The organism is Microbacterium sp. SORGH_AS_0888 (assembly GCF_030818905.1).
GTDB lineage: Bacteria > Actinomycetota > Actinomycetes > Actinomycetales > Microbacteriaceae > Microbacterium.
The window spans coordinates 1,443,754-1,458,371 of sequence record NZ_JAUTAZ010000001.1 but is presented as its reverse complement, the minus strand read 5'-3'; the positions used below and the strand labels follow the sequence as shown (position 1 = coordinate 1,458,371).

The window sequence follows — 14,618 nt, the reverse complement described above, 5'->3', positions numbered from 1 at the left end:
GATGACCCGGAGCGCGGAGCAGCGTGTCAAGGAGCTGGGACTGACCGTCCCGGACTACTCCGACCCGCCGTACGGCGAGCGGTACGCGACGATGAAGGCGTTCCACCACCTCGGGCGCACGCTGACGATCAGCGGCATCACGCCGGAGGACCGTCAGGGCAACAAGGTCTTCCCCGGACGCGTCGGGGAGACGGTCACGCTCGAGGAGGGGTACCAGGCGGCACGGTACGCGGCGATCAATGTGCTCGGGCTCATCCGTTACGCCGTCGGCTCGCTCGACGAGGTCTCCGCCTTCATCCGCACGCTGACCTTCGTGTGCGTCGCACCGCATTTCACCGACGTGAACCTCGTCACCAACGGCGCCGCCGATCTGTTCGTCGAGGTCTTCGGCGACCGCATCGGCCGTTCGACCTCCGCCGGCATCGGTGTCACGAGTCTGTCCGGCAACAACGTGTTCGAGATGGTGACGGTCGTCGAGACCCGTCATCCGGCTCCGGAGGGGGCGGAATGAGGGTCGACACGCACGTCCACATCTACGCCGACCCGGAGCGCGGACGCTACGAGATCGAGAACTTCCCCATCGTCGAGTACGGCGAGATGGCCGAGATCCCTCTCGCGGGCGTCGGAGGATCGCGCGAGGACGCCCTCGACATGCTCGCGGCGGCCGACGTCGACTACGCGACGGTCCTCGGCAGCTACGAGGTCCCTGGCTACCCGGATCTGCCTGAGGGGCGGCGGCACTGGCCCGCCGAGCCCGTCTACCCGCAGTACCGCGACGACCTCGTCGCCTACAACCGCTGGGTCTGCGAGCTGGCGTCGACGGATGCGCGGCTCCTGCCGTTCGTGAGCGCCAACCCGGCGGTCATGACCTCGGACGACGCGCGCGAGCACCTGGGCCAGGCTTTCGGCGACTGGGGCGCGCGGGGACTGAAGCTGCATCCGATCGGCATCCGTACCTACCCCGACGACCCGGGGCTCGCGGGGGTCTACGACGCGTGCATCGAGGCGGGCGCCCCCATCGTGTTCCACAGCGGCCCCGACACCCGCGGTCGTGGCTTCTCGGCACCCGCGGTCTTCGGGGAGCTGGCAGCCGCGCGTCCGGAGCTGAAGCTCGTGCTCGCCCACCTCGGCGGCGGCTCGTGGCGGGACACGCTCGCGGTGGCGGAGGCGTTCCCGAACCTCATGTACGACCTGTCGGAGATCGTGATCTGGATCGGCGCGACCGCGGGCCCGTCGGCCGCCGAGGTCGCCGAGCTCGTGCGGGCGATCGGGGTGGAGCGCGTGGTCACCGGATCCGACTTCCCCTGGTACACCTTCGCGACGACGGCGGAGGCCGTGCACGCCCTGCCCGGGTTCTCGGACGCCGAGCGCGACCTCCTGCTGGGGGAGAACGCCGCCCGTCTCCTCGGCCTCGCCTGACCCGCGCGGCGCCCGCCGCTCCCGCGTCGTCGCCGCTGCTCGCCACCGCGCATAACTCAGGCGGTCTCGGGCTCTGGGGCCGGTTCTGGCTCGGGGCGGGTGGTTCTGCCTGAGTTATGCGCAGGCTAGCGGGGGTGGGACCCGGGGCGCCGCCCGCTGCTCCGGCGTTGTCCCCATCTCGGCGTCGCCGCTGCGCCGCCGCTGCTCTGGCGTCGCCGCCGCGCCGCTGCTGCTCCGCCGCCGTGCGCATAACTCAGGCAGTTTCGGGTTCTGGGGCCGGTTCTGGCTCGGGGCGGGTGGTTCTGCCTGAGTTATGCGCAGGCTAGCGGGGGCGGATGATCGGGGGTGTCAGGCCGTGCGGAGACCGCGGGCGATGAGCAGCGGCAGGATGTCGTCGGCGAACCTGGCCATGCCGTCCTCCCACAGCGGCCACCCGAGGAGGCACCCGTCGATGCCGACGTCGGCGAGCCACTCCAGGCCGTCGGCCACCTGGGCTGCGGTCCCGATGAGCGGCACGCCGCCGTCGCCGGCCACCCAGCTGAACCGCCGGGCCGCCGTGGAGTTGTCGCCGGCGACCTCGGCCTCGACCCCCATGATGCGCAGCGCGTTGATCGCCGCGTCGTGCATCCCGTGCTCCTGCGCGTAGTGGTGGAGGAAGTCCCGTGCGTCCTGCTCGGTCGGCCCGTCCACGACATAGCCGAAGGTCCAGACCTCGAGCTCGCGCCCGTATCTCTCGCGCGCCTGCCGTCTCGCGTTCGCGACCTGGGCGGTCGCCTGCTCCCGGTCGTCGCTGAGCTTCACGTAGAGCGTGTCGGTGTTCTGCAGCGCGAACTCCAGCCCGCGGCCGGACATCGCGGCGTTCATGATCCGGGGCCGCTCCCCGAGGGGCTTCGGCATCGAGAAGGCGCCCCGCAGCGAGAAGAACTCGCCCTCGAAGTCGAACTCCTCCGTCTCGGTCCACAGGCGCTGGACGATCTCGATCCACTCGTCGGCGAGGTCGTAGCGGCGGTCGTGGGCGAGGAGGTCGGCGCCGAACATCTCCATCTCGGGGCGGTACCAGCCGGCCAGCACGTTGATGCCGGCGCGGCCGCCGGTGACATGGTCGATCGTGGCCATCTGCTTCGCGGCCATCACGGGGTGCACGACCGGCATCGACACGGTCGCGAAGATCCGTGCGCTGTGGGTGACGGCACCCACAGCGGCGGCCCAGGTGAGGGTGTCGTACGCGTCCGAGTGCGGGTTGTGCGCGCCGCCGTAGCCCTTCCATCGGGAGATCGGGACGATGGCTTCGAAGCCCATGGCCTCCGCGCGGGCGGCGATGTCCGTCACCCGCGACCAGTCCGTCGTCAGCGCCCCCGGGATGCTGGTGAAGGTGATCCCGGGGGCGAGGTTCGTGCCGAAGGTGCCCAGCTGCAGCCGGTTGCGCGTCACGGCCGCGCTCACTTGTAGACGACGTAGAGCTTGCGCACGGGCTCGACGACGGTCCAGACGCCGGTCCAGCCGAGGGGGAAGTACGCGGCGCTGCCCGCGGTGAGCTCCACCGCATCCTCGCCGTCACGCTGCACCGTCATCCTTCCCTGCAGGATGTGGACGATCTCGCCGCGCGTGAGGAACTCCCAACGCGACGTGCCGGGGTCGCTCTCCCAGATGCCGGAGATGATGGTGCGCTCGTCGTTGGCGAACTCGACCTTGCCGCGGACGATGATCTCGCCGGAGAGGGGCTCGGCGCTCGGCGGTGCGAGAGGCTTGGCCTCGAGGTCGGCGGCGTCCACGTCGGCGGGACGGATCACGTGAGTCATAATTGGATCCTAAATCCATAGAAATGGATCCGCAAGGAGGAGGCATCGTGATCGAGACGGTTCGGGGAGAGATCCCCGCCGAGGCGCTCGGGGTCACCTGCATGCACGACCACGTGCTCAGCGACTCGTCCCGCCTGCACCGCCCGGGCGCCCAGCCGGCGCCCGCGGACGATCGCGTCTCGCCGGAAACGACCGGGTACCTCCGCTGGAACGCTTTGGCCCTCGCGGACAACCTCCGCCTCGACGATCCCGACGTCGCGGTCGCCGAGCTCTCCGCGCTCCGGGCCACCCGCCAGCGCTCCCTCGTCGAGTGCTCCTCCTGGGGACTCGGTCCTGTCCACGAGGGCTTGCCGGCCGTCGCGGAGGCCGCCGGCGTCACGATCGTCGTCGCATACGGCGCCTACATCCCGCGCACCGTCCCGGCCCACATCGCGGAGCTCGATGAGGCGACCCTCGAGGAGCACTTCGTCGCCGCCCTCACCGTCGCCGTCCCCGGAACGGCATACCGCGCGGGGATGCTCGGCATCATGGGGACCACGGACGCGCTGGCCCCGCGCGAACGCGAGCAGCTGCGCGCGGCCGGTCGCGCCGCCGTGCGCACCGGTGCGGCGGTGTCGGTTCGGCTGGACGACGAGGTCTACCGCGGACTCGAGGTGCTGGAGATCCTGGGCGCCGAGGGGCTTCCGGCCGGCCGTGTCGTGTTCACGAACGCGGACGAGTACATGGATGCGGGCTACTGGGCCGACCTCGCGGCCGCCGGCGCGGTGCTCGAGATGTGCTTCGGCAGCGAGATGGTGCACGAGGGTCGTATGGACAACCCCTCGGACCGCGAGCGGCTCGCGTTCTTCCCCGCCTTCGTGGCGGCCAACCCCGAGGCGCGTCACGTGCTGGGGCAGTCGACGTGGACGAAGATGCAGCTGCGCCGCCACGGCGGCTACGGCTACGACTACCTCGCGCGCCGGATCGTCCCCGCGCTGGGGGTCGCGGGCGTCCCGGCCGAGCGGATCGAGCGGATGCTGGTGGCAGAGCCCGCGCGACTCCTCGACCGTCGGTCGTAGACGCCGTCGTCGCTCAGGGCCGTGGAGCCAGCGTGCGCCGTTGACGATCGGCACCGGGAGGGACGCGGGGGACATGGCTGGCCGGCGTGCGGTCGACGACGGGCTCGACCCGTATGCCCCCGACTGCATGCTCATCCCCGCCACCCGTGCCGTGAGCCGCGGCCGCGGTCACGCCGGCTCGGCGACGGGCTCGGCGTCGGCGCGCTCCGCGGCGAGCTCGGCGAGCATCGCCGCCTCGGCGTCGGCCTCGGTCGAGCGGCGCGGGGAGACGATGGCCACCGCGACGTACACGCCGAAGCCGATGACCGCGGCGACCAGGGTCGCCCAGCCGTCGAACTCCGCTCCCACGAGGTCGTTCGGGACGTAGAGGATGTCGTTCGGCAGGCCGTAGAGGGTCGGGGTCAGGGCGAGGAAGACCATCCGCACGACGAATCCGACCGCGATCGCGCTGAGGGCGGCCACGACGCCGGGCCGCTTCCAGAACACCCCGATGAGGAACGGCGCCGCGAGGCACGCGAGCATGAGGTCGAAGGCGAGGGTCAGCAGGATGCCGGTCTGGCTCACCTGGATCGCGAGGAACGACCCGGCGACGACGAACGGCACCATGGCGACCCGCGTCCATCGCAGCAGCGGGTCGGGGTCGGTGCCGGTGTGGCGGCGCACCGCGAAGATGTTGCGCACCGCGACCGCCGAGGTCGCGAGCATCGCGCCGGACGCGGTCGAGAAGGACGCGGCGACGATGCCCGACAGCACGAGGATCGCGATGAGAGGCGGCGCGTAGTCGCCGAGCAGCGAGTAGAGGATCGGCCCGTCGTCGACGCTGAGGCCCAGGGTCGAGCTGACGCTCAGGGCGACGATCGCGAAGGTGCTCCCGATCGCCGCGGTGAGGCCGGCGGCCCAGAAGCAGGAGCGCTGGGCGACCTTCGGGCTCCTCGCGCCGAAGACCCGCTGCATGAAGTCGATCGCGACGATGTCGCCGATCGCGAGCGAGATGAGCGTCGCCCAGTTGATCGGGGCGCCCGCGGCCGGGTCGCTCAGCTGTGCGAGGTCGAACGGCCCCATCCCCTCCGGGATGACGATGCCGTAGCTGATCGCGACCCACACGAGCAGGGTGATGGCGGCGATGACCGTGATGGTGGTCTGGATGGCGGCCGTGTAGGCGTCGGAGAAGAGACCGCCCGCGATCGTGTAGGCGAGCACGAGCGCCACGGCGATGACGACGCCCCACGCGTAGGGGATGTTCGCGAAGCGCTCGAGCAGGAACCCGCAGGCCACGAGGTTCCCGGCCAGCAGGAACGTGAACGAGACGATCATGAGGATCGAGGCGAGCACCTCGACCGGCCGGTTGTAGCGCAGACGGAAGAAGTCGCCGAGGGTGAACAGGCGCATCCCGTTCATCCGCTTCGCGAGGAACAGCCCGGTCAGGAGCAGGCAGATCGCGAGACCGATGGCGAGCGAGGCGCCCGACCAGAACCCGAACTGCGAGGTGAGGTCGGTGTTGCCCACCGTGGCGTTGGCGTCGACGGCCGCCGCCGTGAGCGAGACGGCGACGAGCGGCGCGCCGAGGCGCCGGCCGGCGACGAGATAGTTGGCGCTGTCGCCGTCGATCTTGCGGGCGACGACGATGCCGACGACCAGCACGACCAGCACGGTCAGCGCGACTCCGAGAACGATCATGTGCCCTCCCCAGGCGGTGGTGCGGATGCGGGACCGAACTTTCTATTGCTTGACAGAAAGCATCGGGACGCGCGCGTCGCCCGTGGTTTCGCGGGTGTAACGTTCCTGTGAACTCGTCCGGGCCGGGGGCGGCGCGGACCGGAGATCAGTCCAGGGCGGAGAGGATGCGCGCGCCCGTGTCGGCGGCGCGCTGCCGCACGGCGCGGTCGAGGTCGAGCACGCGCAGGGCGGCGGAGGCGATCTCGGCGGCCTTGGCATCCGTCGGGGCGATCCCGCGCTTGCGCTGCAGGATGACGTTCTCGACCAGGGCGAGCACCAGTTGCGCGCCGCCCCAGCTCTGGGCCGCGTCGATGCCGCAGGCCGCGACCAGCGTGCGGTAGGCGGTCTCGAGCTCGCTGCGGCGCTCCCGGAATGGCGCGAACTGCTCGTCCGAGACCTCGGGGAGCAGGTACAGCGCCCCGACGTTGTGGGGGCCCGAGGCGAGCAGCCGCACGTCCGAGACGCACAGCGCCCACAGGCGCGCGGCCGGCTCCTCGTCGCGGGCCAGCAGCTGCGCCGCGACGTCGAGCGAGGGCTGCACGGTGTCGAGCAGCAGCGCGAGCAGCACGTCGGCCTTTCGCGCGAAGTGGTGGTACAGCGAGGCCTGCCGGATGCCGGCGGCCTCGGCGATCGCGTGGGTGCTCGCCGACGCGTATCCGCGGGTGCAGAAGAGGTCCGCGGCGGCGGCCAGCACGTCGGCGCGGGTGCCCTGGCCGGTGGGGGAGGACCCCGAGGCGCGAGGTCTGCCCGTCCGTCCCGGTGTCATCCCCTCACCGTATCGGCCCGGGCCGGCAGCATCCGCCCACCATGACGTAACACCGGTGAAACGCGGGCGTGGTCGAATAACTGTCAACCGATAGAAAGGGCCTCGCGTGGACGGTCGAACTCAGGCGCTCGGTGATGTCGGCACGGCTCGCGCGGACGCCCGCGCCCGGGCGACGACCTCGGAGTGGATGCCGTACCTCCCGCCCGAGACGGCTCCGTTCGCCCCGGCCGATCTCGACGCCGCCGACCTGCTCTGGGCCGAGACGGTCGCCCCCGGCGGCTACACGCATCTGCGCGTGGCCCGGGGCACCCGCATCCGTCTCGCCGACCCCCTCGGCGACGCGTCGGCCGCCGTCCTCCTGTTCAACGCGGTCGAGCCGTGGGAGCGCCTCAACGTCGCCGACACGCAGAAGATCCCGTGGCAGGCCTACCTCGGCGAAGGCCACCCGCTGCTCTCCGGCGACGGCCGCGTGCTCGCGACGATCGTCGCCGACACCTCCGGCCACCACGACGCGTTCTGCGGCACGACCAGCGACGCCGCGAACATGGAGCGCTACGGGGACGCGGCCCCCGAGGGGCCCTCGCCGTCCGGGCACGGGCTGCTGCGCGTGGCCGGTGCCAAGCACGGCCTCACGACGCGGGATCTGCCGCCCGCCGTCACGTTCTTCCAGGGCGTCCGGGTCGCCGGGGACGGTGCGCTCGAATGGCTCGGCTCCGCCGGCCCCGGCACCGTCGTCGAGCTCGTCGCCGAGCTGCCGCTGATCGTGCTCATCGCCAACGTCCCCCATCCGGCGGACCCGCGGGAGGACTACGTCGTCGGGCCGCTGCGGGTCCTCGCCTGGCGCGGCCGGCCGACATCGGAGACGGATGCGCTGTTCACCGCCTCCCCCGAGCGCGAGCGCGCCTACCGCAACACCCTCGCCTACGCGGCGCTGGCCGGACTCTGACCCGACACGAGGACACCATGCACACCACCGTTCCCCCGCGTCCCGTCCACGCCCCCGGCGTCCCCCTCGACTGGTCCGAGCCCCTCGTCGACGGCGAGGTGGTCCTCGACGAGCGCGTGGCGCCCCGCGCGCCCTGGTCCGCCGTCGTCCGCGCCGGTGACGTGCTCACGATCGTGGACGTGGGGGGCAACCAGTCCGCCGACTTCCTGGTCTACGCCGCGGACGACACGCAGGAGCGCTACAGCGCCGCCGACACGATCGCCTGGCAGCGCAACGTCTACGTCCGCACCGGCACGGTGCTGCGCAGCAACCTCGGCCGCCCGCTCATGACGGTCGTGGGCAACGAGGTGGAACGGCAGGACACGATCGGCGGCGCGTGCGGCAAGGAGTCCAACACCCTCCGGTACGGCCACCACACGCTCTCCCAGCACGGCTGCCGCGAGAACTTCCTCGCCGAGGCGGCGAGGCACGGGCTGGGCGCGCGCGACCTCGTCTCGAACATCAACTGGTTCATGAACGTGCCGGTCGAGGCCGACGGGTCGCTCGGGATCGTCGACGGCATCTCGGCCCCGGGCAAGCGCGTCGCGCTGCGCGCCGATCGCGACGTCCTCGTGATCGTCTCCAACTGCCCCCAGATGAACAACCCGTGCAACGACTTCAGCTGCACCCCCTTGCGGATGCTGGTGACGCGGCGGTGAGCTTCGACACGCTGCTGGTCGCCAATCGAGGGGAGATCGCCCGCCGTGTCGTGCGCACGGCGCGGGAGCGGGGGCTGCGCACGGTCGCGGTGTACTCCGACATCGACCGTGCCGCCCCGCACGTGCGCGAGGCCGACACCGCCGTGCGGATCGGCCCGGCCCGCGCGGCGGACTCCTACCTGCGGATCGACGCCGTGCTCGAGGCGGCGGCAGCCACCGGCGCCGGCGCCGTGCACCCCGGCTACGGCTTCCTGTCCGAGAACCCGGAGGCCGCCGGCGCGGTCGAGGCCGCGGGCCTGGCGTGGGTCGGGCCGACGCCCGAGCAGCTCGAGGCGTTCGGGCTCAAGCACACCGCCCGGGCGCTGGCCGCCGCAGCCGGTGTCCCGCTGCTGCCCGGCAGCGGCGTGCTGGGCTCCGTCGAGGAGGCCGAGGCCGTCGCAGCCTCGATCGGCTACCCCGTCATGCTGAAGGCGATCGGCGGCGGAGGCGGGATCGGGATGCGCGTCTGCGCGAGTGCGGCGGATCTCCGCAGCGCCTTCGACGCCGTCGGACGCCAGGCGGCGGCGAGCTTCGCGAGCGCCGGCCTGTTCGTGGAGAAGCTCGTGCGGCCCGCGCGTCATATCGAGGTGCAGCTGCTCGGCGACGGCCGCGGCAGAGTCGCGGTCCTCGGCGACCGTGACTGCACTCTCCAACGGCGAAACCAGAAGGTCATCGAGGAGGCCCCGGCCCCGGGACTGCCCGACGAGGTCCGCCGAGGTCTCCACGAGTCCGCCGCCGCGCTCGCCGCGAGCGTCTCGTACCGTTCGGCCGGCACCGCCGAGTTCGTCTACGACCCGATCGCGCAGCAGGCGTACTTCCTCGAGGTCAATGCCCGGCTGCAGGTCGAGCACCCGGTCACGGAGGCCGTGTTCGGCATCGACCTGGTGGGCCTCATGCTCGACGTGGCCGCAGGACGGCCGCTGCCCGGGGACCTGGTCGACGCGCCGCGCCCGCCGCGCGGTCACGCGGTCGAGGCGCGCGTCTACGCGGAGGATCCGGCGCGTGGGCATGCGCCCTCGACCGGGCTCGTGACATCCGTGTCCTTCCCCGAGACCGTGCGGGTCGACACCTGGATCGAGGCGGGGACCGAGGTCACGCCGGAGTACGACCCGCTCCTGGCGAAGGTCATCGCCCACGCCGACGATCGGGACGCCGCGCTCGACCTCCTCCATGACGCGCTCGCCGAGACCCGTGTGCACGGCATCGTCACGGGTGTCGGCATGCTGCGCGAGACGACCCTCGACCCGCGCGTGCGCGAGATCCGTCACGACACCGGGACGCTGGACGGGGCGGTGGACCCCGACCCGCGCATCGACGTCGTCGAGCCCGGGCTCATGACGACCGTCCAGGATCTGCCCGGCCGGCTCGGGTACTGGCAGGTGGGTGTCCCGCCCTCGGGCCCCATGGATGCGGTGTCCCTGGCCGAGGCCAACCTCGCCGTCGGGAACGACCGCGGCGCCCCGGGCCTGGAGATGACGCTCACCGGCCCGGTCCTCCGTTTCAGCGCGCCGGCACTCGTCTGCGTCACCGGTGCCCCCGTCGCCGTCAGCCTCGACGGCCTGCCCGTCCCGCCGTGGGAGCCGATCGCCGTGCCGGCCGGCGGGGTGCTCACGATCGGCGAGGCCGCCGGTCCCGGGCTCCGGATGTACCTCGCCGTCCGCGGCGGCATCGACGTGCCCGACTACCTCGGCAGCGCATCGACCTTCACGCTGGGCGGCTTCGGCGGGCACGGCGGCCGCGCGCTCGTCGCCGGCGACGTGCTGCGGCCGCGCGACGCGGACCCCGACCGCCCGCCGGGCGGGCCCACGCCGTCCGACCGGCGCCCCCGGCTGACCTCGAGCTGGCGCATCGGCGTCACGGAAGGTCCCCACGCCGCGCCCGAGTTCTTCACGCGATCCGACATCGACGCGCTCTACCGCAGCGAGTACGAGGTGCAGGTCAACTCCGCACGCACCGGGGTGCGGCTGAGCGGGCCGCAGCCGCAGTGGGCGCGCCGCGACGGCGGCGAGGCGGGGCTGCATCCCTCCAACATCCACGACACCCCCTACGCCGTGGGCGCCCTCGACTTCACCGGCGACACCCCGATCATCCTCGGGCCGGACGGCCCCAGCCTCGGGGGCTTCGTGTGCCCGGCCGTCGTGGCCAGTGGCGAGCTGTGGAAGCTCGGTCAGCTCCGGCCCGGCGACACGGTCCGCTTCGTGCCGGTGCGCGAGGCCGAGGCGGCGGGCGCCCCGCACGCCGTCCCGCTCCTCGGACGCGGCGACGGCGACGACGGGGTGATCGCGGTCCGCGAGCCGGAGACGATCGACGACCGCATCGTCCGTCCGCGCGTCGTCTACCGCCGCGACGGCGACGACAACCTCCTCGTCGAGTTCGGCGAACAGGTGCTCGACCTCGGTCTCCGGATGCGCGTGCACGCGCTGCAGGAACGGCTCGCGGCCGCGGCGCCGGCGGGGCGTGGTCGACCTGACCCCCGGCATCCGATCGCTGCAGGTGCACACGGACGCCTCGGTCGTGCGCGCATCGCAGCTGGTCGGACTCCTGCAGGAGCTCGACGACGACCTCCCCGCCACGGGCGAGCTCGTCGTGCCCTCGCGGGAGGTGCACCTGCCGCTGTCGTGGGACGATCCGGCCACGCGGCTCGCGATCGAGCGGTACATGGCGGGCGTTCGCGACGATGCGCCGTGGACGCCGTGGAACATCGAGTTCATCCGCCGGATGAACGGACTCCCCGACGTCGAGGACGTGTACCGGACCGTGTTCGATGCGGAGTACCTGGTGCTCGGTCTCGGCGACGTCTATCTCGGCGCCCCGGTGGCGACGCCCCTCGACCCGCGTCACCGGCTCGTCACCACCAAGTACAACCCGGCCCGGACCTGGACCGCCGAGAACTCGGTCGGCATCGGCGGCGCGTACCTCTGCATCTACGGGATGGAAGGCCCCGGGGGCTACCAGTTCGTCGGGCGCACCGTGCAGGTCTGGAACCGCTTCCGCCGCGGCGGCCTGTTCGAGGAGCACCCCTGGGCGCTGCGGTTCTTCGACCGCATCCGCTGGTACCCGGTCTCGGCCGAGGAGCTCCTGGAGCTGCGGGCCGAGACGGCGGCGGGCCGGGGCGGTTTCCGCACGATCCCGGGCAGCTTCGCGCTCGCGGACCACGAACGCTTCCTCGCCGAGAACGCCCCCTCGATCGCGGCCTTCCAGGAGCGGCAGCGAGCCGCCTTCGACGCCGAGCGGGAGAGGTGGCGGGCATCCGGGGAGTTCGACCGCCCGCAGGTGATGGATGCGGCTCCGGTCGCGGCCGCGGAGGTCCCGCTGCCCCCGGGAACGGTGCCCGTGCGCGCCCCGTTCGCGGCCTCCGTCTGGAGGGTGGCCGCGGCCGCGGGCGACGCCCTGGGGAAGGGCACGGCGGTCGTCGTTCTGGAGGCCATGAAGATGGAGACCACGATCGTCGCCCCCGAGACCGGCATCGTGCAGCAGGTGCTCGTGCGTCCCGGCGAGCGCGTCGCCGCAGGCCAGGTGCTCGCCATCCTCGCCCCGGGAGCCCCCGGACCCGAGACACAGGAGGAAGGATGCCCATGAGCGCTGTCACCCGCGTGCGCGACGCGTACGCCCGAAACGCCGAGGTGGACCGGCCGGAGGCGTGGATCTCGCTCCGGCCCGAGTCGGACGTGCTCGCCGAGGCGGCCGACATCGATCGCCGCGCGGCGCGGGGTGAGCGGCTGCCGCTGGCCGGACGGGTCGTGGCCGTCAAGGACAACATCGACGTGGCGGGACTTCCGACGACCGCCGGAAGTCCCGCGTACGCGTACGAGCCCGCGGTCGACTCTCCCGCCGTGGCACGACTGCGCGCGGCCGGAGCGGTCGTGATGGGCAAGACGAACCTCGATCAGTTCGCGACGGGGCTCGTGGGAACCCGCAGCCCCTACGGCGCCGTCCGCGGCGCCTGGGACCCGCGGCGGATCTCGGGCGGCTCCAGCTCCGGCTCCGCGGTGATGACGGCGCTCGGTGTCGTGGACATCGCCCTCGGCACCGACACCGCGGGCTCCGGCCGCGTGCCGGCCGCGCTCAACGGCATCGTCGGGGTGAAGCCGACGATCGGCCTCGTTCCGACGACGGGCGTCGTGCCTGCCTGCCGGACGCTGGACTGCGTCACGGTCTTCGCCCGAGACCTGCCGCGAGCGCGCGAGGCGATCGAGATCATGTCCGGACCGGACGGGGTGGACCCGCTCTGCCGGATCGACGCCCCGACGCCTCCGCTCTCCGCGCGTCCGGTCGTGGCCGTGCCGACACCCGAGCACCTGGACGGACTCGCGCCCGGGTGGGCGGAGGCGTTCGCCGGAGTCGTCGAGCGCCTCGCGGCCTCCGGAGTCGAGATCGTCGAGGTCGACATCGCCCCGCTCCTCGACGCGGCGTCCCTCCTCTACGGCGGGGCCTTCGTCGCCGAGCGCACGGCCGCCGTGGGCGATTTCATCGCCGGCCATCCCGAGCTGGTGGGGACCCAGATCGACGAGACGGTCGCCCGGATCGTGCTGGCCGGCGGGACCGCCACCGCCGCGGAGTACTTCCGTGACCGCGAGCGGCTCGAGCGGCTCGGACTCGAGGGCCTGGGCCGGCTCGCCGGGACCGTGGCGCTCCTGACGCCGACGACGACGTGGCATCCCACGCTGGACGAGGTCGCGGCCGATCCGGTCGGGGCGAACACCCGGATGGGCCGGTTCACCAACTTCGCCAATCTCCTCGATCGCAGCGCGCTCGCCGTGCCCGCCGGCGTCGTCGACGGTCTTCCCTTCGGCGTCATGCTCACCGGTGCCCCCTTCGCCGATCGTGCGCTGGCGCAGCTGGCCGAACGCATCGGGGCGGCATCCGTCGATCTGCTCGTGGTCGGCGCCCATCTGCGGGGTGAGCCGCTGAACCACCAGCTCGTGGCCGCGGGCGGCTCCTACGTCGCGGATGTCGAGACCTCGCCCGACTACCGCCTGTACGCGCTCGCGACGACCCCGGCCAAGCCCGGCCTCGTACGGGTCGATGCGGGCGGAGCCGCGATCGCGGGGGAGGTGTGGCGGCTCTCCGCCGCCGGCTTCGGACGCTTCGTCGCAAGCCTGCCGGAGCCGATGGGCGTCGGCGTGGCACGGCTGTCCGACGGTCGACGCGTCTCGGGGTTCCTGTGCGAGGCGGTTGCGCTGCAGGGGGCGGAGGACATCACGGCGCACGGTGGCTGGCGGTCCTATCGGAAGGCCGTCGGGTGACGGCTCCGGGCGCGGTGCGCTCGGCCGTCCGCGAGCACTCGGAGTCGCCGGCGCTCGCGGTGGACGGACGCCCGCGCGCGCTCGTGCCGATGGTGGTCGGGTACGAACCGATCGCCGAGGCCGTGTCCGTGGCCGGCGGCAGCAGGTTTCGCTATCTGCTCGAGCCCGTCACGGCCGTCGCGGTCGTCTTCGACCGGGGGTGGATCCTCGTGGACGGCGGCTTCGACCCGCGCCGGGTGCGGGATGCCGCCGCGCGGGTGGCCGGATTCGATTACGAGAACTACACCCCGATCGTCCCGCCCGGGGACCCCCTGACCGATCAGGCGGCCGAGGCGGGGCTCGAGTGGAGCGAGCTGGCCGCCGCTGTCGTGACGCATGCGCACTTCGACCACACGGGTGCCGCGCGCCTGCTCCGTCCCGATCAGCCGCTGCTGCTGCAACGCCGCGAGTGGGAGCACGTGCGGGACACGGACGACGCGCGGTCGCACTTCCTCTTCCGCGACGATCTCGACCGGCCGGGTCTGACGCTCGTCCTGCTCGACGGTGACACGCAGCTGGCGTCCGGGCTCGGGGTCATCGACACCCGGGGGCATACGCCCGGCCACCAGTCGGTGGTCGTCGAGCTGCCGGGGCGCACCGTCGTGCTCGCGGGAGATGCGGCGGACCTGCGGGTCAACGTCGCGGCCTGCCGGCCCTGCGGGTCCGTCGTCGGCCCGGACGGATCGGCGGAAGCCGATCGGGCGATCCGTCGGCTCGCGGAGCTCGATGCGCTGCCGGACGTGGAGGTGTGGCCGGCTCACGACCCGGACTGGGAGCCGTGGCGGCGGATCATCGACTCCCGCGGCTGATCGCCGCATCCTCTCTCCTGACCGCGAGACCAGTCTGCGCCGCCGAGACCGGTGGGTTCATCGCCGGTCTCGGCGCGCGGGAC

12 protein-coding genes and 1 pseudogene are annotated in these 14,618 nt (G+C 72.7%); 9 read left to right on the top strand and 4 right to left on the bottom strand.

From position 1 onward, the window contains the following. Nucleotide 1 precedes the first annotated feature (1 nt). Nucleotides 2-511 (top strand): RidA family protein, encoded by a 510-nt coding sequence (locus QE381_RS07140; protein WP_307216755.1) that lies wholly within the window; start codon nt 2-4, stop codon nt 509-511. Next, entirely contained in the window at nt 508-1,419 is a 912-nt protein-coding gene (locus QE381_RS07135) for an amidohydrolase family protein (RefSeq protein WP_307216753.1), read from the top strand. The genes QE381_RS07140 and QE381_RS07135 overlap by 4 nt, the downstream gene beginning before the upstream one ends. 348 nt (nt 1,420-1,767) lie before the next feature. Here the strand turns inward: QE381_RS07135 and QE381_RS07130 are convergent, their stop codons facing one another. Together QE381_RS07130 and QE381_RS07125 are read right to left on the bottom strand one after the other, a co-directional pair. Continuing rightward, nucleotides 1,768-2,862: an LLM class flavin-dependent oxidoreductase gene (locus QE381_RS07130; protein WP_307216751.1), complete on the bottom strand. Its 1,095-nt coding sequence runs from the start codon at nt 2,860-2,862 to the stop codon at nt 1,768-1,770. Next, complete coding sequence (locus QE381_RS07125) at nt 2,859-3,218, bottom strand: cupin domain-containing protein (RefSeq protein WP_307216749.1); 360 nt, start codon at nt 3,216-3,218, stop codon at nt 2,859-2,861. Before QE381_RS07125 ends, QE381_RS07130 begins: the two co-directional genes overlap by 4 nt. Nucleotides 3,219-3,265: 47 nt before the next feature. On the opposite strand from QE381_RS07125, the gene QE381_RS07120 reads away from it, so the two are divergent. Further along, the gene (locus QE381_RS07120; RefSeq protein WP_307216747.1) at nt 3,266-4,276 is read left to right on the top strand and encodes a hypothetical protein; all 1,011 of its coding nucleotides are present in this window, start codon (nt 3,266-3,268) and stop codon (nt 4,274-4,276) included. 168 nt (nt 4,277-4,444) lie between these two features. On the opposite strand, the gene QE381_RS07115 is transcribed toward QE381_RS07120, so the two are convergent. Together QE381_RS07115 and QE381_RS07110 are read right to left on the bottom strand one after the other, a co-directional pair. Beyond that, the gene (locus QE381_RS07115) at nt 4,445-5,953 is read right to left on the bottom strand and encodes a sodium:solute symporter family protein (RefSeq protein ID WP_307216745.1); all 1,509 of its coding nucleotides are present in this window, start codon (nt 5,951-5,953) and stop codon (nt 4,445-4,447) included. Nucleotides 5,954-6,098: 145 nt separating this feature from the next. Further along, a complete protein-coding gene (locus tag QE381_RS07110) occupies nt 6,099-6,758 on the bottom strand; it encodes a TetR/AcrR family transcriptional regulator (RefSeq protein WP_307216743.1) in 660 nt (219 codons plus the stop codon). Nucleotides 6,759-6,864: 106 nt separating this feature from the next. Here QE381_RS07110 and QE381_RS07105 point away from each other — a divergent pair, with 106 nt between their 5' ends. From QE381_RS07105 to QE381_RS07080, 6 genes and pseudogenes are all read left to right on the top strand, one after another. Continuing rightward, on the top strand, nt 6,865-7,704 hold the full coding sequence (locus QE381_RS07105; protein ID WP_307216741.1) for an urea amidolyase associated protein UAAP1: 840 nt from the start codon (nt 6,865-6,867) through the stop codon (nt 7,702-7,704). A 17-nt stretch (nt 7,705-7,721) separates the two neighbouring features. After that, nucleotides 7,722-8,402: an urea amidolyase associated protein UAAP2 gene (locus tag QE381_RS07100; protein ID WP_307216739.1), complete on the top strand. Its 681-nt coding sequence runs from the start codon at nt 7,722-7,724 to the stop codon at nt 8,400-8,402. Continuing rightward, nucleotides 8,351-10,606, top strand: a pseudogene (locus tag QE381_RS07095) (5-oxoprolinase/urea amidolyase family protein); the annotation flags it as partial. The gene QE381_RS07100 and the pseudogene QE381_RS07095, both read left to right, overlap by 52 nt. Nucleotides 10,607-10,898: 292 nt before the next feature. Further along, on the top strand, nt 10,899-12,020 hold the full coding sequence (locus QE381_RS07090) for a carboxyltransferase domain-containing protein (protein ID WP_307220434.1): 1,122 nt from the start codon (nt 10,899-10,901) through the stop codon (nt 12,018-12,020). Beyond that, the gene (locus tag QE381_RS07085; RefSeq protein ID WP_307220433.1) at nt 12,011-13,687 is read left to right on the top strand and encodes an allophanate hydrolase; all 1,677 of its coding nucleotides are present in this window, start codon (nt 12,011-12,013) and stop codon (nt 13,685-13,687) included. Before QE381_RS07090 ends, QE381_RS07085 begins: the two co-directional genes overlap by 10 nt. Then, nucleotides 13,684-14,535 (top strand): N-acyl homoserine lactonase family protein, encoded by an 852-nt coding sequence (locus QE381_RS07080; protein ID WP_307216737.1) that lies wholly within the window; start codon nt 13,684-13,686, stop codon nt 14,533-14,535. The genes QE381_RS07085 and QE381_RS07080 overlap by 4 nt, the downstream gene beginning before the upstream one ends. Nucleotides 14,536-14,618: the final 83 nt, after the last annotated feature.